General features: G+C 58.9%; 20 protein-coding genes. 7 read left to right on the top strand and 13 right to left on the bottom strand.

Annotated features, from left to right (window positions below):
* Positions 1 to 75: 75 nt before the first annotated feature.
* The 6 genes from era to lptF form a co-directional block, all read right to left on the bottom strand.
* Entirely contained in the window at positions 76 to 978 is a 903-nt protein-coding gene (gene era, locus QRN31_RS26050; RefSeq protein WP_008151577.1) for a GTPase Era, read from the bottom strand.
* Positions 971 to 1,660, bottom strand: a complete 690-nt coding sequence (gene rnc / locus QRN31_RS26045) for a ribonuclease III (RefSeq protein ID WP_059403405.1) — start codon at positions 1,658 to 1,660, stop codon at positions 971 to 973. The genes era and rnc overlap by 8 nt, the downstream gene beginning before the upstream one ends.
* 183 nt (positions 1,661 to 1,843) lie before the next feature.
* Positions 1,844 to 2,698, bottom strand: coding sequence for a signal peptidase I (gene lepB / locus QRN31_RS26040; protein ID WP_222589890.1), 855 nt, complete (start codon positions 2,696 to 2,698; stop codon positions 1,844 to 1,846).
* Between the two features lie 5 nt (positions 2,699 to 2,703).
* The gene (gene lepA / locus QRN31_RS26035) at positions 2,704 to 4,503 is read right to left on the bottom strand and encodes a translation elongation factor 4 (protein ID WP_090188076.1); all 1,800 of its coding nucleotides are present in this window, start codon (positions 4,501 to 4,503) and stop codon (positions 2,704 to 2,706) included.
* 170 nt (positions 4,504 to 4,673) lie between these two features.
* Positions 4,674 to 5,735 carry an LPS export ABC transporter permease LptG gene (gene lptG / locus QRN31_RS26030; RefSeq protein ID WP_285435469.1) on the bottom strand — a complete coding sequence of 354 codons (1,062 nt, stop codon included), beginning with the start codon at positions 5,733 to 5,735 and terminating at the stop codon, positions 4,674 to 4,676.
* Positions 5,728 to 6,846 carry an LPS export ABC transporter permease LptF gene (gene lptF, locus QRN31_RS26025; protein ID WP_285435467.1) on the bottom strand — a complete coding sequence of 373 codons (1,119 nt, stop codon included), beginning with the start codon at positions 6,844 to 6,846 and terminating at the stop codon, positions 5,728 to 5,730. The genes lptG and lptF overlap by 8 nt, the downstream gene beginning before the upstream one ends.
* A 307-nt stretch (positions 6,847 to 7,153) precedes the next feature.
* Between lptF and QRN31_RS26020 the strand changes: the two genes are divergently transcribed.
* Genes QRN31_RS26020 through QRN31_RS26010 form a run of 3 tightly spaced genes read left to right on the top strand, consistent with a single transcriptional unit; the run spans position 7,154 to position 9,534 of the window.
* Entirely contained in the window at positions 7,154 to 8,644 is a 1,491-nt protein-coding gene (locus tag QRN31_RS26020; protein WP_285435465.1) for a leucyl aminopeptidase, read from the top strand.
* Positions 8,645 to 8,704: 60 nt separating this feature from the next.
* Positions 8,705 to 9,133 (top strand): DNA polymerase III subunit chi, encoded by a 429-nt coding sequence (locus QRN31_RS26015; protein WP_208669876.1) that lies wholly within the window; start codon positions 8,705 to 8,707, stop codon positions 9,131 to 9,133.
* Positions 9,134 to 9,141: 8 nt separating this feature from the next.
* Positions 9,142 to 9,534 carry a DNA polymerase III subunit chi gene (locus tag QRN31_RS26010; RefSeq protein ID WP_285435463.1) on the top strand — a complete coding sequence of 131 codons (393 nt, stop codon included), beginning with the start codon at positions 9,142 to 9,144 and terminating at the stop codon, positions 9,532 to 9,534.
* 137 nt (positions 9,535 to 9,671) lie between these two features.
* Here QRN31_RS26010 and QRN31_RS26005 read toward each other — a convergent pair whose 3' ends face one another.
* Complete coding sequence (locus QRN31_RS26005; protein ID WP_285435462.1) at positions 9,672 to 10,040, bottom strand: hypothetical protein; 369 nt, start codon at positions 10,038 to 10,040, stop codon at positions 9,672 to 9,674.
* Positions 10,041 to 10,412: 372 nt separating this feature from the next.
* On the opposite strand from QRN31_RS26005, the gene QRN31_RS26000 reads away from it, so the two are divergent.
* Together QRN31_RS26000 and rlmF are read left to right on the top strand one after the other, a co-directional pair.
* Positions 10,413 to 13,259: a valine--tRNA ligase gene (locus tag QRN31_RS26000; protein WP_285435461.1), complete on the top strand. Its 2,847-nt coding sequence runs from the start codon at positions 10,413 to 10,415 to the stop codon at positions 13,257 to 13,259.
* Between the two features lie 267 nt (positions 13,260 to 13,526).
* Complete coding sequence (gene rlmF, locus QRN31_RS25995) at positions 13,527 to 14,549, top strand: 23S rRNA (adenine(1618)-N(6))-methyltransferase RlmF (RefSeq protein WP_222589883.1); 1,023 nt, start codon at positions 13,527 to 13,529, stop codon at positions 14,547 to 14,549.
* Between the two features lie 136 nt (positions 14,550 to 14,685).
* Here rlmF and QRN31_RS25990 read toward each other — a convergent pair whose 3' ends face one another.
* Positions 14,686 to 14,967 (bottom strand): HU family DNA-binding protein, encoded by a 282-nt coding sequence (locus QRN31_RS25990; RefSeq protein WP_007905514.1) that lies wholly within the window; start codon positions 14,965 to 14,967, stop codon positions 14,686 to 14,688.
* 394 nt (positions 14,968 to 15,361) lie between these two features.
* On the opposite strand from QRN31_RS25990, the gene yejK reads away from it, so the two are divergent.
* Together yejK and QRN31_RS25980 are read left to right on the top strand one after the other, a co-directional pair.
* Positions 15,362 to 16,366, top strand: coding sequence for a nucleoid-associated protein YejK (gene yejK / locus QRN31_RS25985; RefSeq protein ID WP_285435459.1), 1,005 nt, complete (start codon positions 15,362 to 15,364; stop codon positions 16,364 to 16,366).
* Positions 16,366 to 16,716, top strand: a complete 351-nt coding sequence (locus QRN31_RS25980) for a glutaredoxin family protein (RefSeq protein WP_285435458.1) — start codon at positions 16,366 to 16,368, stop codon at positions 16,714 to 16,716. Before yejK ends, QRN31_RS25980 begins: the two co-directional genes overlap by 1 nt.
* Before the next feature lie 100 nt (positions 16,717 to 16,816).
* Here the strand turns inward: QRN31_RS25980 and QRN31_RS25975 are convergent, their stop codons facing one another.
* The 5 genes from QRN31_RS25975 to QRN31_RS25955 form a co-directional block, all read right to left on the bottom strand.
* Complete coding sequence (locus QRN31_RS25975; protein WP_285435456.1) at positions 16,817 to 17,752, bottom strand: glutathione S-transferase family protein; 936 nt, start codon at positions 17,750 to 17,752, stop codon at positions 16,817 to 16,819.
* An 88-nt stretch (positions 17,753 to 17,840) separates the two neighbouring features.
* The gene (locus QRN31_RS25970; RefSeq protein ID WP_285435454.1) at positions 17,841 to 18,152 is read right to left on the bottom strand and encodes a GIY-YIG nuclease family protein; all 312 of its coding nucleotides are present in this window, start codon (positions 18,150 to 18,152) and stop codon (positions 17,841 to 17,843) included.
* Between the two features lie 40 nt (positions 18,153 to 18,192).
* On the bottom strand, positions 18,193 to 18,663 hold the full coding sequence (locus QRN31_RS25965) for a nuclear transport factor 2 family protein (protein ID WP_208669886.1): 471 nt from the start codon (positions 18,661 to 18,663) through the stop codon (positions 18,193 to 18,195).
* Positions 18,664 to 18,763: 100 nt separating this feature from the next.
* Entirely contained in the window at positions 18,764 to 20,071 is a 1,308-nt protein-coding gene (locus tag QRN31_RS25960) for a CynX/NimT family MFS transporter (protein WP_285435453.1), read from the bottom strand.
* Positions 20,061 to 20,720: a FadR/GntR family transcriptional regulator gene (locus QRN31_RS25955; protein ID WP_285435452.1), complete on the bottom strand. Its 660-nt coding sequence runs from the start codon at positions 20,718 to 20,720 to the stop codon at positions 20,061 to 20,063. Before QRN31_RS25955 ends, QRN31_RS25960 begins: the two co-directional genes overlap by 11 nt.
* Positions 20,721 to 20,891: the final 171 nt, after the last annotated feature.

Raw genomic sequence — 20,891 nt, 5'->3', positions numbered from 1 at the left:
GGATGTTGAATTTCAGGCCCTCATCGCGAGCAAGCTCGCTCCCACAGGTTTCTCCGGTGTATCTCGAACCGGGTGTTACAGGTCGCCGTAACCCAGCGAACGCAGGGCTCGCTCGTCGTCGGACCAACCGCCTTTCACTTTGACCCAAAGGTTGAGCATGATCTTGGAGTCGAACAGCAGCTCCATGTCCTTGCGCGCCTCGGTGCCGATGCGTTTGATACGCTCGCCCTTGTCGCCGATGATGATTTTCTTCTGGCCGTCACGTTCGACGAGGATCAGCGCGTGGATGTGCAGGGTTTTGCCCTGCTGCTTGAACTCTTCGATTTCGACGGTGATCTGGTACGGCAGCTCGGCGCCCATCTGGCGCATGATTTTCTCGCGCACCAGTTCAGCGGCGAGGAAGCGGCTGCTGCGGTCAGTGATCTGGTCTTCCGGGAAGAAGTGATCGTTTTCCGGCAAGTAACCAGCAATCACGCGCTCCAGGGTTTCCAGGTTATGCCCGTGCTGGGCCGAAATCGGCATGATCTGCGCGTTCGGCAGCTGTTCCTGCAACCAGGTCAGGTGCGGCATCAGCTCAGCTTTATCTTCGATGCGATCGGTCTTGTTCAGCGCCACGATCAGCGGGCCGGTCACGTACTGGACGCGTTCGAGGACCATTTGGTCTTCATCGGTCCACTTGGTGCGATCAACCACGAAGATCACCACGTCGACGTCTTTCAACGCCGCCGAAGCGGTCTTGTTCATGTAGCGGTTCAGGGCCTTTTCGCCGCCCTTGTGCATGCCCGGGGTGTCGACGTAGATCGCCTGCACGGCGCCTTCGGTCTTGATGCCCAGCATGTTGTGGCGGGTGGTTTGCGGCTTGCGCGAGGTGATCGCCAGTTTCTGACCCAGAATGTGGTTCAGCAGCGTGGACTTGCCCACGTTCGGACGGCCGACGATGGCAACATAGCCACAGCGTGTTGCGGTTGAATCAGTCATGGCCATTCTCCACGCCCAGGGCAATCAGTGCTGCAGCGGCCGCTACCTGTTCGGCAATACGACGACTCACACCCTGACCTCGGCTTTTTTCATTCAGTAAGGTGATTTCACATTCGACGAAGAACGTCCGGCAATGCGGCTCACCCTGTATATCCACCACTTCGTAACGCGGCAGCTCACAACCACGCGATTGCAGGAATTCCTGCAGGCGGGTCTTTGGATCTTTGTTGGTATCGACCAGCGTCAGGCCTTCGAACTCACCGGCCAGCCAGGCCAGCACGCGCTCGCGCGCCATGTCCATGCCTGCGTCCAGGTAGATCGCACCAATCAATGCTTCCAGGGCATCGGCCAGAATCGACTCGCGACGGAAACCGCCACTTTTCAACTCACCCGAGCCCAGGCGCAGGTAGTCGCCGAGGTCGAAACCGCGGGCCAGTACGGCCAGCGTCTCGCCTTTCACCAGACGGGCGCGCAAACGCGACAACTGGCCTTCGCGGGCCAGCGGGAAGCGATCGAACAGCGCTTCGCCGGCAACGAAGTTGAGGATGGCATCACCGAGGAATTCCAGGCGTTCGTTGTTGCGCCCGGCAAAGCTGCGGTGGGTCAGGGCCAGGACCATCAGTTCCTGATCCTTGAAGGTGTAGCCGAGCTGACGCTCTAGACGGCTTAAAGAAACGCTCACGGTTTACCCACGCTGAGTTCGTGGCTGGATTCCACTGCCTTGGCCGAAAGACGGCGCAGGCTTGGGACAATTAACGCTGTGTTCAAAAATAACGTCCTGAATATCGTTGTTTTCATGCTTCTGCCGCCGATTGTGCCGACTCCAGAAATGCATTCGGCGCTGTGTTCAACAGCGCCGTTGTGATTACTTGATCAGGCCAACCCGCGAGAAATTCGGCAGGTGACTGAGTTTGGGTTCCGGCCAGCTCATCCAGACTGCGAAGGCCTTGCCGACGATATTCTTGTCGGGAACCATGCCCAGCAGATCCTTGGGAATGCTCGGATCATCCCAGTAGCGACTGTCGTTGGAGTTGTCGCGGTTGTCGCCCATCATGAAGTAGTGCCCGGCAGGCACGGTCCAGGTATGGTCCGGCGTCGCGCGGTAGCGGCTCATTTCCTTGCGGATCAGGTGCTCGGCGGCGCCGAGTTTTTCCTTGTAGAGCTCGGCACTGCCCAGCGTGCCCGGCTCGGAGCCGACCAGTTGCTCGGCGATCGATTCACCGTTGACGAACAGATGCTTGTCGGCGGTATAGCGAATCTGGTCACCCGGCAGGCCAACTACACGCTTGATGTAGTTGACGTTCGGATCACTCGGATAGCGGAACACCATCACATCGCCGCGCTGCGGATTACCCACTTCGATGACTTTCGTATCGATCACCGGCAAGCGGATCCCGTAAGAAAACTTGCTCACCAAAATGAAGTCGCCGACGTCCAGGGTCGGTTTCATCGAGCCGGACGGAATCTGGAACGGTTCCACCAGGAACGAACGCAGCACCAACACGATGAACAGCACCGGAAAGAACGACTTGCCGTATTCGACCAGCAGCGGCTCTTTGTTCAGTTTCTCGACGACCACCCCATCAGGCTGGCTGACGCTGCCCTGATAGGAGGCAATGGCAGCACGCCGACGCGGCGCCAGAAAAAGCAGATCGAGCAACGCCAACAGGCCGCAGACGAACACGGCGATGACCAGCAACAGCGGGAAATTTAGTGACATAGGACCTAACTATCCAACCTGAGCACTGCAAGGAAGGCTTCTTGTGGAATTTCCACGTTGCCGACTTGCTTCATGCGTTTCTTACCGGCCTTTTGCTTTTCCAACAGCTTGCGCTTGCGGCTGACGTCGCCGCCGTAGCATTTGGCCAATACGTTCTTTCTGAGTGCCTTGACAGAGGTTCGCGCAATGATCTGACCGCCAATGGCGGCCTGGATCGCGACGTCGAACATCTGGCGCGGAATCAGTTCTTTCATCTTCTCGGTCAACTGGCGACCTTTGTAGTGCGCATTGTCACGGTGCACGATCAGCGCCAGGGCGTCGACCTTGTCACCGTTGATCAGCACATCCAGTTTCACCAGACTAGCCGATTGGTAACGATCAAAATGGTAGTCCAGCGAAGCATAGCCGCGACTGGTGGATTTCAGACGGTCGAAGAAGTCCAGGACCACTTCGTTCATCGGAATATCGTAGGTCACCTGGACCTGGGAGCCGAGGAACAGCATGTCGTGCTGCACGCCACGCTTCTCGATGCACAGGGTAATGACGTTGCCCAGGTGCTCTTGCGGCACAAGAATATTGGCCCGCACGATCGGTTCACGCATGTCTTCGATCGAAGACACGTCCGGGAGCTTCGACGGGTTATCGACGTAAATCGTTTCACCGGTTTTCAGCAACAGCTCGAAAATTACTGTCGGCGCCGTGGTGATCAGGTCCAGGTCGTACTCGCGCTCCAGGCGCTCCTGGATGATTTCCATGTGCAGCATGCCGAGGAACCCGCAACGGAAGCCGAAGCCCAGGGCGTCGGAGCTTTCCGGGGTGTACTGCAGGGACGAGTCGTTGAGCGTGAGCTTTTGCAGGGCTTCACGGAAATCTTCGAAGTCGTCGGAGCTGACCGGGAACAGACCGGCGTAAACCTGCGGCTGAATGCGTTTGAAGCCTGGCAGCACGTCTACATCGGGCGTCGAGCTCAAGGTCAGGGTGTCACCGACCGGTGCACCGTGAATGTCCTTGATACCGGCGATGATGAAGCCCACTTCGCCGGCTTTCAGGTCAACGGTGGCAGTGTGTTTCGGGTTGAAGACACCGACACTGTCCACCAGGTGGATCTTGCCGGTGGACTTGACCAGGATCTTGTCGCCCTTCTTCACCCGACCATGGCGCACGCGAACCAGGGAAACAACGCCCAGGTAGTTGTCGAACCAGGAGTCGATGATCAACGCTTGCAGCGGATCTTCGTAGTTGCCGGTCGGCGCAGGAATGGTGTGAACCAGGCGCTCGAGCACTTCGTCGACGCCCAGGCCGGTCTTGGCACTGCACTCGACCGCGTCGGTGGCGTCGATGCCGATGATTTTTTCGATTTCTTCCTTGACGCGGTCCGGATCGGCCTGAGGCAGGTCGATCTTGTTCAGCACCGGCATGACTTCAAGGCCCTGCTCGATGGCCGTGTAGCAGTTGGCAACGGACTGCGCCTCAACGCCCTGACCGGCGTCAACGACCAGCAATGCGCCTTCACAAGCCGCCAGCGACCGGCTGACTTCGTAGGTAAAGTCAACGTGGCCGGGGGTATCAATGAAGTTCAGCTGGTACTTGATGCCATCGCGGGCCGTGTAATAAAGGGTGACGCTGTGGGCCTTGATGGTGATCCCGCGTTCACGTTCCAGGTCCATGGAGTCCAGTACCTGGGCTTCCATTTCGCGCTCGGCAAGGCCGCCGCACATCTGGATGAAGCGATCGGCCAGCGTCGACTTGCCATGGTCAATGTGGGCGATGATGGAGAAATTGCGGATATGACTCAAATCACTCACGGATCAACACTCAAAAAGGCTGCAGGCATAGCCCGCCGAAAAATAGCCGGGAATTGTACCTGATCCTCGGCGCAAGCGTCACGTTCGCAGGTCAGACGGCGCTTACAAAAACGCCCCGGTCTTGCGACCGAGGCGTTTTTTTTGCCTGCAAGATCAGGAAAAACCCCGAATCAGCCAGCTCGACGCAACAAAAAGACACCGGCCAGGGCACAGACACCGGCCGGGACCAGCACCGCGAACAGCGGTGAGAAACCGAACACCAGGCTTGAAGGGCCCAGCAAGTCCTGAGCGATGCGGAAGGTAAAGCCCACCAGCACGCCCGTGAAGACTCGCTGACCGAGGGTCACCGACCGCAGCGGACCAAAGATAAAGGAAATGGCCATCAGTACCAACGCGGCAGTCACGAGCGGCTGCAACACCTTGACCCAAAACGCCAGCCAGTAACGACCGTTGCTCAAACCCTGGTCAGCCAGGTAATGGATATAACCCCACAACCCGGAAATCGAAAGCGCCTCGGGCACCATCACCACGGTGCTCAACAATTGCGGGCTCAGGGCAATTTCCCAGCGTTCGACCGGCAGGGAGACCACTTCGGTGCTCTTGTCATGAAACAGCGTGGTGGTGACATCGGTAAGCTGCCAGTGATCCTTGTCGAACTCCGCACGTTTGGCGAAGCTTGAGGACAGCATGTGGCGTTGATCGTCGAAACGATAACGGGTCACGCCATACAGCAGGCCATTGGGTTGTACGGAGTTGACGTGAATGAACTCCTCCCCCTGGCGATGCCACAGGCCATGCTTGGCGCTTTGCGCATCACCACTGCCCTGGGCCAGCGAGCGATTGGCCTGTGCGGTCTCCTCGGTGGCCGGCGCGATGTATTCGCCGATCAGCACACCCACCACCATCAAGACCAGCATCGGCTTCATGACCGCCCAGACGATCCGGCCGATCGACACACCGGCGGCGCGCATGATGGTCAGCTCACTGTGGCTGGCCAGGCTGCCGAGGCCAATCAGGCAGCCGATCAGCGCCGCCATCGGCAGCATGTCGTAAAGACGCCGCGGTGCCGTCAGCAAGACGTAGCTGAGCACGTCCATCAAGGTGTAAGTGTCGCTGACCTCACTCATCTCATCGATGAAGGCAAACAGCGTCGCCAGCCCGAGAATGATCCCCAGTACCGCGAGGATGGCTACGAATACGCTGCTACCGATGTAGCGATCGAGCTTAACCACGGGCCACCTCCAGCGCGCTGCGGCGACTTGCCATCTTCAAGCGCAGCGGCTCCCAGTAGAGCAAACCCAGGCCAATGACCAGGAAAAGCCCGTGAACCCACCACAACCCCAGCGCAGGCGGGGTCTTGCCCTTGTCGAGGGCACCGCGAGCGGCAATCAGGATACTCAGGTAAGCCATATAAAGAAGAATCGCCGGCAGCAGCTTGAGAAAACGGCCCTGACGCGGATTGACCCGCGACAGCGGCACCGCCATCAGGCTCACGATGAATACCAGTAGCGGCAGGGACAGACGCCACTGCAGTTCGGCACGAAGGCGCAGGTCGTCGCTGCCGATCAGGGAACTGGTGGTCATGGCGTCACGGTCAGTGACTTCGTCGCTGACGTCCGGCTTGGGCAGCAATACGCCGTACTCGTCGTACTTGATGGCCCGATAGTCAGCCAGCCCCGGGTTACCGTCGTAGCGATAGCCGTTGTCGAGAATCAGGTAGCGGTTGCCGTCAGGGCGGATTTCCTGGCGGCCTTTTTCGGCCACCAGCACGGTAATCCCACGATCCTTCTCATCGGAACTGACGTTCTTTTGCGAAATGAACACCCCGCCCAGATTGATGCGGTCATCCGACAGCTGCTCGGTGTAGGTCACCCGGGTGCCGTCGCGCAGGGCCTGGAATCGCCCAGGCTCCAGGGTATCGAACTCGGTCAGCGCGTCCTGCTTGTTCAACAGCAGCTGGAACTGATTGGCACCTTGTGGCGCCAGGCTCAGACTCAGCCAGGCCACGATCAGCGCTACCAGCGTCGCCGGAAACAGGGTCATGACAAACAGACGCTGCTGACTCATGCCGGTGGCCGACAACACGGTCATTTCGCTTTCGAGGTACAGACGACCGTAGGCCAGCAGGATCCCGAGAAACAGGCCCAGAGGCAGGATCAGCTGCAGAAAGCCAGGCAGGCGAAAACCCATGATCAGGAACAGCGAGCCCGGATCCAGGAGGCCAGAAGCCGCCTGGGCAAGGTATTTGATGAAGCGACCGCTCATGATGATGACCAACAGCACGGCGCTGACGGCGCTCAAGGTCAACAGGACTTCGCGGGACAGATAACGGAAGACAATCAAACCAGACACTCCAGGGTTGTCAGGCTAAGGCGGCCAAACAAGCAAACGTATCAGACAGCCCGCAAGGCAGGGCCGCCGAAAAAGTTGGCGCATTATCCTGTGATTGGGTGCGCCTGTCACTGCGCACGCTCAAGCAGGCGGTTAATGCGTTGAAGATCGTACGACCGAGGGTTGTCAGGCGCAGGGAGCGAGGTTCAAACTGCGGCCTTTGTCGCGGGCCGTGACCTGCGTCTTTCTATTTATAAGCAAACGTCTGTGCGCCGCCATTTTGCCCGCGCACGTTGACCATTAATTCAGGGACCCGGACATGGAACTGGTTGTAAAAAGCGTTAGCCCAGAAACGTTGAAGACCGCCACTCTGGTGGTCGCCGTCGGCGAAGGCCGCAAGCTCAGCGCCGCTGCAAAACAACTCGACGACCTGAGCGGCGGCGCCATCAGCGCTGTACTCAAGCGCGGCGATCTGGCTGGCAAAGTCGGTCAGAGCCTGTTGCTGCACAGCCTGCCCAACCTGAAAGCCGAGCGCGTTTTGCTGGTGGGCGTGGGCAAGGACGAAGAACTGGGCGACCGCCCGTTCCGTAAAATCGTCGCTGGCATTCTTAATACCCTCAAAGGCCTGGGCGGCAGCGATGCCGTGCTGGCGCTGGACGAAATCGTGGTCAAAGGCCGCGACAGCTACGGCAAGACCCGCCTGCTGGCCGAAACCCTGGTGGACGGCGAATACACATTCGATCAGTTCAAGAGCCAGAAAGCCGAGCCGCGCGCCCTGAAGAAAATCACCTTGGTGACCATCAAGGCGGCACAGGCTGAAGTCGAACGCGCCGTGGCCCACGCTACCGCCATCGCCAACGGCATGGCCTTCACCCGCAACCTGGGCAACCTGCCACCGAACATCTGCCACCCGACGTTCCTCGGCGAACAGGCCAAGAACCTGGGCAAGGAATTCAAAAGCCTGAAAGTCGAAGTCCTCGATGAGAAGAAGATCAAGGACCTGGGCATGGGCTCGTTCTACGCCGTCGGCCAGGGCAGCGCCCAGCCACCGCGCTTGATCGTCATGCAATACAACGGCGGCAAGAAATCCGAGAAACCGTACGCACTGGTCGGCAAGGGCATCACCTTTGACACTGGCGGCATCAGCCTGAAACCGGGCGCCGGCATGGATGAGATGAAGTACGACATGGGCGGCGCAGCCAGCGTGTTCGGCACCCTGCGTGCCGTGCTCGAACTGAAACTGCCGATCAACCTGGTCTGCATCCTGGCGTGCGCAGAGAACATGCCGAGCGGCAACGCTTCGCGTCCAGGCGACATCGTCACCACCATGAGTGGCCAGACCGTGGAGATCCTCAACACCGACGCCGAAGGCCGCCTGGTGCTGTGCGATGCCCTGACCTACTCCGAACGCTTCAAGCCGCAAGCCGTGATCGACATCGCGACCCTGACCGGCGCTTGCGTCGTCGCGCTGGGCGCTCACACGTCCGGCCTGCTGGGCAACAACGACGAACTGATCGGCCAACTGCTGAGCGCCGGCAAGGCTGCCGACGACCGTGCCTGGCAATTGCCGCTGTTCGATGAGTATCAAGAACAGCTGGACAGCCCGTTCGCCGACATCGCCAACATTGGCGGCCCGAAAGCCGGCACCATCACCGCAGCCTGCTTCCTGTCACGTTTCACCAAGAACCTGAACTGGGCGCACCTGGACATCGCCGGCACCGCATGGACCAGCGGCGGCAAGGACAAGGGCGCCACTGGCCGTCCGGTTCCCCTGCTGACCCAATACCTGCTGGACCGCGCCAAAGCCTGAAACCGATGACCTCAAGCGGCGCCACTTTCCGGTGACGCCGCCTGAGGCTCAGGAACCGCAATGACCAAAGTCGACTTCTATATCCTGCCCAGCGCCGACCCGTCGGCGCGGCTGGATTTCGCCTGCAAGCTCACCGAAAAGGCCTGGCGCATGGGCCACCGCATCTACCTGCATTGCAGCGATGCCGCCCAGCGTGATGACCTCGATGCACGGTTGTGGGCCTTCAAGGGCGAAAGCTTTGTGCCCCACGGCCCCGCCGAAAGCGAACCGGATAGCTTGATTGTTCTGGGACTGGGCGATGACTGCGGTCCGCATCAGGACCTGCTGGTCAACCTTGACCTGAAAGTGCCGGCCTTTGCCAACAAATTTGCCCGTGTGGCGGAAGTGGTGGTGGAAGATCCGACGATTCGTGCGGCTGCGCGGGAGAGTTTCCGTTTCTACCGTGAACAGGGCTATCCTCTGCAAGATCACCGTTTACAGCGACTCTGAGCATTCCGATGGACACTCCGAAACCGCAACAAAAGTCCACGCACCTGTTGGACGACCTTGAGTCGATCCGCCAACTGCTTGGCGACGACAACCTGCAACCACCGTTGCTGACCGACACGGTCATCGACGGCGATCAGGAACAGATTCCCATGTTGTTCGAACCTGCCGGCCCTGCGCCGCAGCCGGTCGCACCGACACCACCGCCCGCCCCGGCCGCTGCACCGCCGACGGCTGCCAGCAAAGGCCCCGACGCGCTGCTGCACCTGGACAGCGAACTGCGTGCCGCTGCGCTATTGATCATGCAAGACGTGATCGACGACTTCGCCCCGCACATCGAAACCGAGATCAAGCGCCGGCTTGATGCGCGGATGGAGCGGTTGCTCAGCCAGTATCAAAGTTAAGCGGCGAGAAGGCAGCGCGACAGTCTCTGAAATATAAAACACCCGACGCGGGTGTCGGGTGTCGGGGCGAAATAGGGAAAACCTATTTCCGGGCTAGACTAATTATTTTACACGGTAGCCCAAGACAAGAACGATGACTACTGCCCAGGCGGCGACACATGCCCCATACCGTCTGGTTGTTTTTCATTTCTCGCGGTTACCCATTTTTTTTGATCACGATCATATACAACTGTCGCAGTATATCCCGGCTTGACTTCAAGCCGCGAAAACCTATCACCAGTAATGTACGTACTTTTTGATGAATTATTACCAACAATAACAAAGTTATTGGTTGGACCTATTTCACTCGGCAACCTTGTTTCTTCACGCCATGTAGCCTCAGTCGGATAGAACTCTACACTGCGGTTTTGAAGCACCTGATCCACTTCCGGAATACCTGTAAGTGTGACAGCAAACGCATTTGCAGTGAACACCATACAGACGGCGACCATTAACATCCGTTTCATATCGAGATTCCCTATATAAAATATTATTTAGTTGAAAGACTAGCACAATCAAAGTTGCAATTAACAACCTGATCACCTTCAACACTAATACTCATCACAGCCTTCAGCAACTGTCAGAAATAACAGTTAAATAGATCCATATGAACTCAACAAGAAATTACTTATAACCAAACACACCACGCCAGCCTTCGCCTCAAAAACTGAAGTATTAAAAATGCTCAGGCGCTCCTTCGCCACACAAGCAACGCCGCCCCTATTCGATAGACATAGTTTTTGACGATCAGCTCGGCACCTGCTCGCTCGCCCTGCGCCCCATGCCCCGCTATACTTACCGGCTTTTCCTGAATAAATGCCAATAGGGTCCCGCCGCGCATGGATAAGACCTACCAGCCGCACGCCATTGAAACTTCCTGGTACAACACCTGGGAGTCTGAGAACTACTTCGCCCCGCAAGGCGCGGGCGAGTCCTACACCATCATGATCCCGCCGCCGAACGTCACCGGCAGCCTGCACATGGGTCACGGCTTCAACAACGCGATCATGGACGCCCTGATCCGCTTCCGTCGCATGCAGGGTCGCAACACCCTGTGGCAGCCGGGCACCGACCACGCCGGTATCGCCACGCAAATGCTGGTGGAGCGTCAACTTGAAGCCCAGGGCCAGAATCGTCACGACCTGGGCCGCGAGCAGTTCCTTGAGAAGGTCTGGGAATGGAAGGATCAGTCCGGCGGTAACATCAGCCGTCAAATCCGTCGCCTCGGCTCATCCGTGGACTGGAGCCGTGAGCGCTTCACTATGGATGACGGCCTTTCGGAAGCGGTGAAAGAAGCCTTCGTTCGTTTGCACGAAGATGGCCTGATCTATCGCGGCAAGCGCCTGGTCAACTGGGATACCAAGTTGCACACGGCGATTTCCGACCTCGAAGTGGAAAACCACGACGAGAAAGGTTTCCTGTGGAACCTGAAATACCCGCTGGCCGACGGCGCCAAGACCGCTGAAGGCAAGGATTACCTGATCGTCGCGACCACTCGCCCGGAAACCATGCTCGGCGACGCCGCCGTCGCCGTGAACCCGAACGATGAACGCTACAAAGCCCTGATCGGCAAGTTTGTCGAGCTGCCGCTGGTCGGCCGTCGCATCCCGATCATCGCCGACGATTACTGCGATCCAGAGTTCGGCACCGGCTGCGTGAAAATCACCCCGGCCCACGATTTCAACGACTATGAAGTCGGCAAGCGCCATAACCTGCCGCTGCTGAACATCTTCGACAAGAACGCCCATGTCCTGCCGGCCGCCCAGGTGTTCAACCTCGACGGCAAGCTGAACGAAAGCATCGACGGCAAGCTGCCAGCCGAATACGCCGGTCTGGACCGCTTCGAAGCACGCAAGCAGATCGTTTCTGCGTTTGACGCCGCCGGCCTGCTGGTCAGCGTTGATGATCACGCCCTGAAAGTACCGAAAGGCGACCGCTCCGGCACCATCATCGAGCCTTGGCTGACCGACCAGTGGTACGTGTCGACCAAACCATTGGCCGAGCCTGCGATTGCGGCCGTTGAAGACGGACGCATCCAGTTCGTGCCAAAACAGTATGAAAACATGTACTTCTCGTGGATGCGTGACATCCAGGACTGGTGCATCAGCCGTCAGCTGTGGTGGGGCCACCGGATCCCGGCCTGGTATGACGAGTCGGGCAAAGTCTATGTCGGTCGCGACGAAGCCGAAGTGCGCGCCAAGAACAACCTTGGCCCGGACGTCGCGCTGCAACAGGACAACGACGTTCTCGACACCTGGTTCAGTTCGGGGCTGTGGACGTTCTCCACGCTCGGCTGGCCAGAGCAGACTGAATTCCTGAAGAAATTCCACTCCACCGACGTGCTGGTGACCGGCTTCGACATCATTTTCTTCTGGGTTGCCCGGATGATCATGCTCACCATGCATTTGGTGAAAAACGAAGACGGCACGCCTCAGGTTCCGTTCAAGACCGTTTATGTTCACGGTCTGGTACGTGATGGCCAGGGCCAGAAAATGTCCAAGTCCAAGGGCAACGTCCTGGACCCGCTGGACATCATCGACGGCATCGAGCTGGAAGAGCTGGTGCAGAAACGCACCTCCGGCCTGATGCAGCCGAAACTGGCGAAGAAGATCGAGAAGCAGACCCGCGACGAGTTCGCTGACGGCATTGCCAGCTATGGCACCGACGCGCTGCGCTTCACCTTCTGCTCGCTGGCCTCCACCGGCCGCGACATCAAGTTCGACATGGGCCGCGTCGAAGGCTATCGCAACTTCTGCAACAAGATCTGGAACGCCGCGCGTTATGTTCTGGACAAGGGCGAAGACTGCGGCCAGAACGGCGAGGCGTACGAGCTGTCCCTGGCGGATCGCTGGATCATTTCGCAGCTGCAACGCACCGAAGCCGAAGTGACCCGTCAACTTGACCAGTTCCGCTTCGACCTGGCGGCGCAAGCCTTGTACGAGTTCATCTGGAACCAGTATTGCGACTGGTACCTGGAGCTCTCCAAGCCTGTGCTGTGGGACGAAAATGCCCCGGTAGAGCGTCAGCGTGGCACCCGTCGCACGCTGGTTCGGGTGCTGGAAGTCGCACTGCGCCTGGCGCACCCGTTCATGCCATTCATCACCGAAGAAATCTGGCAGCGCCTCGCGCCGCTGGCTGGTATCGAAGGCAAGACGATCATGCTGCAACCTTGGCCTGTGGCCAACGAAGCGCGCATCGACCCGGCGGCCGAAGACGACATCGAATGGCTCAAGGGCCTGATGCTCGGCACCCGTAACATTCGTGGCGAAATGAACATCGGCCCGGGCAAGCCCCTGACCCTGTTCCTGAAAAACGTCAGTGCCGAAGATCAGCGTCGCCTCACCGAGAACGACGCCCTGCTGAAGAAACTGGCCAAACTCGAGTCGATCACTGTTCTGGCTGCCGGCGAAGAAGCACCGCTGTCCGCCACCGCACTGGTTGGCGAGATGGAAGTGCTGGTGCCGATGGCCGGCCTGATCGACAAAGACGCCGAACTGGCACGCCTGGACAAGGAAATCCTGCGCCTGCAAGGCGAAGTGCAACGCGTGGGCGGCAAGCTGTCCAACGCAGCGTTCGTTGACAAGGCCCCGGCCGAAGTCATCGACAAGGAACGCGCCAAACTGGCTGAGGCCGAACAGGCCTTGGGCAAGTTGGCCGAGCAACATGCGCGGATTGCCAGTTTGTAACGGCACATCGCATTGAAACAGGGAGGCCCATGCGGCCTCCCTTTTTTATGCCGGCCACATTCCTTCATACGCCGAATACCCCCCTGTAGGAGTGAGCCTGCTCGCGATGGCGGTCCATCAGCCGACATCATCGTTACCTGACACGCAGCCATCGCGAGCAGGCTCACTCCTACAGGGGGAATGTGGTGTTTGTCACAATTGGGTTCACAACGGCAGGATGTGGGACAATACCCGCCACTTTTAGCCATACCCGAATCGACCACACCCATGAACGCCCCCCGCACACCGAAACCTGCGCGCAAGAAGCCTGTCACCGCCACCCCGGCCAAAGCCGTGGAACCGCGTGAAAAGGCCAGCCTGCATCCGCGCAATCGCCACCAGGGTCGCTACGACTTCCCGGCGCTGATCAAAACCACGCCGGAACTGGCGAAGTTCGTGATCATCAACCCGTACGGCAAGGAAAGTATCGATTTCGCCAGCCCCGACGCGGTGCGTGTGTTCAACCGGGCGTTGCTCAAGTCGTTTTATGGCATTGCCCACTGGGACATCCCGGCCGATTACCTGTGCCCACCGGTTCCGGGCCGTGCCGACTACGTGCACTTCCTTGCCGACTTGTTGGCCAGCGTCAACGACGGCGAAATCCCGCGCGGCGCACCGGTCAAGGTCCTCGACATTGGCATGGGCGCCAACTGCGTCTATCCGTTGATCGGCTATAGCGATTACCGCTGGCACTTCCTCGGCTCGGAAATCGACCCGACAGCCGTCGCCGCCGCCAAAGCCATCGTGCAATCCAACGGTTTGAACAAAGCCATCCAGTTGCGCCAGCAAAGCAATCCCAAGCACATCTTGTTGGGCCTGCTTGAACCCGGCGAACGCTTTGACCTGACCATGTGCAACCCGCCGTTCCACGCTTCGATGGATGAAGCGACCAAAGGCAGTGAGCGTAAATGGCGCGCACTGGGCCGCGCCGACCCGAAACGCAAACTGCCGGTGCTGAATTTTGGTGGCCAATCGGCAGAACTGTGGTGTGAGGGTGGCGAAGCACGCTTTGTTACGCAGTTGATCGCCGAGAGCGCGCACTTCCAGCACAAAGTGCTGTGGTTCAGCACCCTGGTGTCGAAAGCCTCAAACCTGCCAGCCATCCAGACCGCGCTGAAAAAGGCCGGCGTGCTGGAAAGCCAGGTGGTGGAAATGTCTCAGGGCCAGAAGCAAAGCCGCTTCGTCGCCTGGACGTTCCAGACCAAGTCCGAGCAACAAGTGTGGCGCGAGCGCTGGGTTAAAAAAAGCTGAGTAACTGACCACAGCAGATCAACGGTGGGAGCGCGCAGGCTCGCTCCCACATAGGGTTGGCGGGTCAATCACTGAATCGCAGGCACAAAAAAACCGTGCCCGGATTGCTCCGGAGCACGGTTTTTTTTAACAAGTCTTACTTGTTAACAGCGTCGGTCAGGCCTTTGGCCACAACCAGCTTGATAACTTTCTTGGCCGCGATTTCGATGGCAGCGCCAGTCGAAGGGTTACGGCCGGTACGGGCAGGACGCTCAGTCACTTTCAGTTTGCCGATACCTGGCAAAGTGATTTCGCCGCCGTTTTCCAGCTGATCGGCAACGATTTGGCCCAGTTGGTCCAGAGCGTTACGCGCGGTGGTTTTTGGCGCGTCGATAGCTTCAGCGATGTCGGCGATCAGTTGGTCTTTAGTAAGAGCCATGTAGTGTTCCTTCCCTATCAAATTCATATGGATTGCAGAGTGCAGTGTCAGCCATCGAGCCCGATCTTCTGGATCTGGCACCCTCGGCCAATAACCACGGGATCGGGGTTATAGATACCGAAATCAGGGTTTGGTTCGACCTGACAAATGCTGAATGCACGCTTAACGCAGTGACTTCGCGTAAGACGGGGCAAAACTAGCACAGAGACGGGGAAATATCCGCCTCTAGCTACCCATTTGGTCAGCTTTATTGCTCTAAAACAGCAAAAAACTGCATAAGGGTCGCTGGACACCTGCGAATTGCCCTTCGCGCCGCGCCAAAACCAGTGGTTGCGGTACACTTGGCACTTTTTGGGGGAGCACGCCCTCCTCTCTTCAATCAGCCGAGAAGCCCATGCCGATCCGTCATTGCATCGTCCACCTGATCGACAAAAAACCCGACGGCACACCTGCAGTTCTCCATGCTCGCGATTCGGAGCTGGCCGAGTCGAGCGCCATCGAGAACATGCTTGCCGATCTCAACGAAAGCTATAACGCCAAACAAGGCAAGGCCTGGGGTTTCTTCCACGCCGAATCCGGCGCGCACCCGTTCAGTGGCTGGCTGAAGGAATACTTCGAGGGCGGCAAGGATTTCACCGCCTTCAGTCGGGTGGCGGTCGAGCATCTGCAAAAGCTGATGGAAGAGTCGAACCTCTCTGTGGGCGGCCACGTGCTGTTTGCACACTACCAACAGGGCATGACCGACTACCTCGCGATCGCACTGCTGCACCACAGTGAAGGCGTTGCTGTGACCGATGAGCTGGACGTGACGCCGTCCCGGCACCTCGACCTGGGCCAGTTGCACCTGGCGGCACGGATCAACGTGTCCGAGTGGCAGAACAATAAGCAGTCCAAGCAATACATTTCGTTCATCAAAGGCAAGAACGGGAAAAAGGTTTCAGAGTATTTCCGGGACTTTATCGGGTGCCAGGAAGGGGTCGACGGCCCCGGTGAAACCCGCACACTGCTGAAAGCGTTCAGCGATTTCGTGGAAAGCGAAGACTTGCCGGAAGAGTCGGCTCGCGAAAAGACCAAGACCCTGGTCGATTACGCCAGCAGCCAGGCCAAGCTCGGCGAGCCCATGGGTCTGGAAGAACTCTCGGAATTGATCGACGAAGAACGCCCGAAGGCTTTCTACGATCACATCCGCAACAAGGATTACGGCTTGTCCCCGGAGATCCCGGCGGATAAGCGCACCTTGAACCAGTTCCGTCGCTTCACCGGACGCGCTGAAGGCCTGTCTATCAGCTTCGAAGCGCACCTGCTGGGCTCGAAGATCGAATACGACGAAGAAGCCGGCACGCTGATCATCAAAGGCTTGCCGACGCAGTTGACCGATCAGCTCAAGCGACGCAACTGATGTTGGGCGGCGTACTGAAGAAATGCCTGCTGATCCTGCTGGTGGTCGTGGTCTATCAGAACTGGGGCAAGATCGAACGGGTGTTCCATCCTTCGCAGGCTGTGTCCGAGCAGACCCAGGCCAAGGCCAACGTCGTGCTCTACGCCACCGACTGGTGTGGCTACTGCAAACTGACCCGGCGTTTTCTCGATCAGAAAGGCATTCCGTACAAGGAATTCGACATCGAGAAGGACGCCGAGGCACGCAAGGCCTATGAAGCGCTTGGCGGGCGCGGGATTCCGCTGATCGATGTGAATGGCACGTTGATTCGCGGCTATGACCCGGACGAAATTCTCGCCGCACTGAAATAACACTGTGGGAGCGAGCCTGCTCGCGATGGCGGCGGCACATTCAATATTATCGTGACTGACACACCGCTATCGCGAGCAGGCTCGCTCCCAAATTGGTTCGTCAGTGTTTTTCGATGCGGAAGCCAAAACGCGGAAAGTGCACATGCACCACGCCGCAGCGCTCGTCTTCACGGCGCACAATCAATTCCTCGCGGCCTGCAAACAACAGCTCTCCAGCCACCGGGTCAACGCCGTAATCGGTGGCTGCAATCACCACGTGTTGACCCACTTCAAAACCATTCGGCTCATCAAATTGCTCATCCGGCAACGCAGCTGGCGTGGCATTGCGCGCCACGGCCAATGCTTCCTCGCAAGTCATCTCGCTGAACGCGCCGTGCCCGAACCCCATCACACGCCCGAACCACGCCGACACCGCTGGATACGCATCAACCAAGGGGGCTGTCACGTGCGTGGCTTTGAGGAACCACAATGGATGAGCCAGGGCAAAGTCAGCGATTGACGGCTCGCCAAACAGGAAGTCGCCCTCCTCACGCTGAAGTTGCTGCTCAAGACGCCCCATGAGGGTTGGCCATTGATGCCTGGCTTGCTCGGCGGACAACCTCGTAGCGCTACCGCCGCTGAACAATCCGGCGCGATCGGCAATGAACGCTTTGATCGCCTCAGATGATAAATGGCCGAAGCGTACAGCGATCGATTCCGGCTGAAACACCAGGCTCACCGCGTGCTGGAAGACCACCGAATCGGCCCAGGCAGCGAAGGTCGCGGCAAGCATTTCCTGACCTTCGGGGAAGAACGCCGGCAGGGCTTTTTCCTGATCCAGTCGACGGGCGATCAACGACGTGTCGCAATAAATATCCGCGCCAATTTGCAGCACAGGCGTTTTGCGGTAACCGCCAGTCAATGCGGTCAGGTCGGGTTTGGGCATCACCGGCGGGATCTTTACCGACCGCCAGGACAGGCCCTTGAAGCCCAGCAGCAGGCGGGCCTTTTCAGCGAAAGGGGACGTCGGGTAATGGTGAAGAATCAGCTCGGACATGCTCGGCTCCGCCGCACGGATAGGGAATCCGCAGCTTAGCGCGCAATCGGCAGGCAGCCTACAGATCTGCCTGATGGGCACTTATCAGTCAGGTTGATAAGCCCGAAGCCGCGCTCGCGACCAGGCATTCCTTGGCGCTTTTCTTGAGTTTTTTGATCAAGCGTTCCTGGCGCAACGCTTCGCTTTTGTCACGGCAGGCCTCGGTGTAGACCAAGGCCACGGCCGGGCTGGAGAGGAAAAACCGCGCGCCCTTGCCGCTCTGGTGAGTCGCGAATCGACGCACGGGATCATCGCTGATCCCGCAGTAGAGCGAACCATTGGCGGCGCGAACGAGGTAGACGAACCAGGGTTTGTTCACCGGCGCATCGGCATCGACAGGGATTTCGCTGAGGGTGTTCACGTGACGATCAAGGCTTGAAAGGAAACAAGCCGCGATCTTATCAGCGACTGGCCTGGAATGCCTTCAGCCCCTTCAAGGCCTGAGCGCGAACGGCGTTTCTCACCGCTGGCGTCCAGCCCAACAGCAACCCCTTGAACCCCAGCGCTTGCCGGGACCAGGCCCACATATCGAAGCTGTCGTGGTGCTCGCAGATCTTGCCGTCGCGAAACACGAAGCGCGCCTGAATGTCGTTGACCACGATGTTGCCGGTCTGGCTGAACAGGTACGTCGCCACCCAATGCGCGCCGCCGGTGCGCTCATCGGCTCGCACATTATCAAAGGTCAGCGAAAAATCTTTCGCCCGGGTGGTGAGCATGCGCCACATGTCACCGGCATCACGACCGCGAAGCTCGCCGAACGCCGGATCACTGAACACCACGTCATCGGTATAGCAGGCGCTCATGGCCTCGGCATCCAGCCGCTGGAAGGCTTGGTAGAAACGGGTGATCAATGCGCTGTGGGCATCACTCATGGGCAAGCTCCGAACGTTTGCAGGATTGCCTGCACGATAGTCAACAAATGCGAGGAACACTATCGGCATTCGTGGGCCGAATACGGACAGTGCGCGCAGGTCAGATTCTTTCGCTTTCGACCTGAACGTACAACGAGCGCCCGGCACCGAGGCCAGCGATGATTGCGCCGAGACCGATGACGCCGAAGATCCAGCCCAGCGCCGTCCAGCCTCCGGTCCAGTCATGCACGATACCGACCGCGAATGGCCCCATCGATGCCAGCGTATAGCCAAAGCCCTGAGCCATGCTCGACAGGTTGGCCGCGACATGGGAATCGCGCGAGCGCAGCACAATCAGGGTCAGCGCCAGGCTGAACGTACCACCCTGCCCCAGACCGAGCAGAATCGCCCAGCCCCACAGCCCTTCGATCGGTGCGTAGAGGCAACCGAACAGACCACCGAGCGTGAGCAGCATGACCACCACAATCGCCAGCCGTTGATCCTTGCCGCGCGTCGCCAGCCAAGGCGCCGCCAGTGAACTGGCGAGCTGGATGATGACCGATCCCGACAGCACCAGGCCCGCCTGCGTCGGGGTCAGGCCGCGACCGATCAGGATCGACGGCAACCAGCCGAACACGATGTAGGCCAGCGACGATTGCAGGCCCATATAAAGCGTCACTTGCCAGGCCAGCGGATCTCGCAACAAGCCGCGAACCCGGTACGCAACGTTATGTGAACCGTGTTTTTGACCGACTTGTGGCAACCAGAAAATCGCCGCGACCAACGCTGGCACCACCCAGAATCCGAGACCCAGAGCCCAGCTCTTGTCGAAATGCTCACTCAGCGGCACCGTCGCGCCTGCCGCCATCGCGGCCCCCAGGCACAGCGCCATGGTGTAGACACCGGTCATGGCCCCGGCCTGTTTCGGGAAATCGCGCTTGACGATACCCGGTAACAAAACGCCGATGACACCGATGCTGGCGCCCGCTAAGACACTGCCGGCAAACAGGCCGATTTCACCGAACGAACTGCGCAGGATGATCCCGCCGGCCAGCATCAACAGAATCCCCAGCACCACTCGCTCGGCGCTAAAACGCCGCGCGAGCACGGGTGCCAGCGGAGCAAACAAGCCAAGACACAGCACGGGCAATGTCGTCAGCAAACCGGCCTGGGCTGCCGATAGACCAAGAGTCTTCGAGACCTCGCTGAGCATCGGCGCCATGCTCGACAGCGCCGGGCGCAGGTTCAGCGCCACCAGAATCAACCCCAATAGCAACAGCCACGGACGGCGCAGTATCGGGTGGCTTTGCTGGACCGCTTCGTCATCGGCCTCGGCGTCGATCAGCAGCTCTTCGAGCTCCGCTGTTCGCTTGGGCGTTGTGATGTTGCTGTTGCGGCTGGACATGGAGTTCTCGGTTTCAAGGTTCATTGATCAACTGCCTCGACAGGGCTTTGGCCCGTTCAGGGTCGCGTTGTTCGACGGCATCAAGCAGTTCGATATGAAGGTCGAACACCTCTTGGCGTCGAGGCGTGATGTTCAGCGTCTGGCGCAACTGCGCGCCGATGATGCTGGAGAAATAGCGATACAGCTCGCTGAGGGCCGGGTTGTGCGCGGCGTCCACCAGGCGGCGGTGAAACATCAGGTCGCAGGCGATGTAGCTGTCGAGATCGCCGTGGTAATGGCTGCCACTGACGCCCAGCGCTTCACGCAACGCCATCAGGTCTTCATCGGTTCTGCGTAGCGCGGCGAGCCCGATGGCTTCGACCTCAAGGATGTGCCGAGTCTCACGGGCCTGCTCATGGGAGCAACGGGACAAGGCTTTCAGGGTATCGAGCGGATCGACCACTGCCCGCAGGTAACTGCCGTCGCCCTGGCGGATTTCGATCAAACCGGAAAACGCCAGCACGCGCATGGCTTCACGCACGGTGTTGCGGCTGATGCCCAACTCGGCGGACAGCTCTGGCTCGGTGGGCAAGCGCTGGCCGACCTGCCAAATGCCTTCATTGATGCGCCGGCGCAGCAGGTCGAGCGCTTGATCGACCAGGGATCGCTTAACTAATGGTGAAATGTCTGACATGGAATTCGCCCTTTCATCCAATCATAGGATGAATTTTTTGACATGTTAGTCAGCTTTGTTTGGGACGGCAACCGACTGCGGTCAAAAAGCGGAAGTGGGGCTTGATGCTGTTCACTTTGGGGTTGGGGTTGGGGACATATCCGTTTTTGGGGTAACGGCGGCTATTGGTTC

It is taken from the genome of Pseudomonas sp. fls2-241-R2A-110 (genome assembly GCF_030209165.1).
Taxonomy (GTDB): Bacteria; Pseudomonadota; Gammaproteobacteria; order Pseudomonadales; family Pseudomonadaceae; genus Aquipseudomonas.
Note: the sequence above shows the minus strand (reverse complement) of the source record. Positions and strands in the feature narration are given on the sequence as shown.

Excerpts from the sequence above, each read along its gene's own strand:
- era (WP_008151577.1), bottom strand. The coding sequence starts at position 978 with ATGACTGATTCAACCGCAACACGCTGTGGCTATGTTGCCATCGTCGGC.
- lepB (WP_222589890.1), bottom strand. The coding sequence starts at position 2,698 with ATGTCACTAAATTTCCCGCTGTTGCTGGTCATCGCCGTGTTCGTCTGC.
- QRN31_RS26020 (WP_285435465.1), top strand. The coding sequence starts at position 7,154 with ATGGAACTGGTTGTAAAAAGCGTTAGCCCAGAAACGTTGAAGACCGCC.
- QRN31_RS26015 (WP_208669876.1), top strand. The coding sequence starts at position 8,705 with ATGACCAAAGTCGACTTCTATATCCTGCCCAGCGCCGACCCGTCGGCG.
- QRN31_RS26010 (WP_285435463.1), top strand. The coding sequence starts at position 9,142 with ATGGACACTCCGAAACCGCAACAAAAGTCCACGCACCTGTTGGACGAC.
- QRN31_RS26005 (WP_285435462.1), bottom strand. The coding sequence starts at position 10,040 with ATGAAACGGATGTTAATGGTCGCCGTCTGTATGGTGTTCACTGCAAAT.
- QRN31_RS26000 (WP_285435461.1), top strand. The coding sequence starts at position 10,413 with ATGGATAAGACCTACCAGCCGCACGCCATTGAAACTTCCTGGTACAAC.
- rlmF (WP_222589883.1), top strand. The coding sequence starts at position 13,527 with ATGAACGCCCCCCGCACACCGAAACCTGCGCGCAAGAAGCCTGTCACC.
- QRN31_RS25990 (WP_007905514.1), bottom strand. The coding sequence starts at position 14,967 with ATGGCTCTTACTAAAGACCAACTGATCGCCGACATCGCTGAAGCTATC.
- yejK (WP_285435459.1), top strand. The coding sequence starts at position 15,362 with ATGCCGATCCGTCATTGCATCGTCCACCTGATCGACAAAAAACCCGAC.
- QRN31_RS25980 (WP_285435458.1), top strand. The coding sequence starts at position 16,366 with ATGTTGGGCGGCGTACTGAAGAAATGCCTGCTGATCCTGCTGGTGGTC.
- QRN31_RS25975 (WP_285435456.1), bottom strand. The coding sequence starts at position 17,752 with ATGTCCGAGCTGATTCTTCACCATTACCCGACGTCCCCTTTCGCTGAA.
- QRN31_RS25965 (WP_208669886.1), bottom strand. The coding sequence starts at position 18,663 with ATGAGTGATGCCCACAGCGCATTGATCACCCGTTTCTACCAAGCCTTC.
- QRN31_RS25960 (WP_285435453.1), bottom strand. The coding sequence starts at position 20,071 with ATGAACCTTGAAACCGAGAACTCCATGTCCAGCCGCAACAGCAACATC.
- QRN31_RS25955 (WP_285435452.1), bottom strand. The coding sequence starts at position 20,720 with ATGTCAGACATTTCACCATTAGTTAAGCGATCCCTGGTCGATCAAGCG.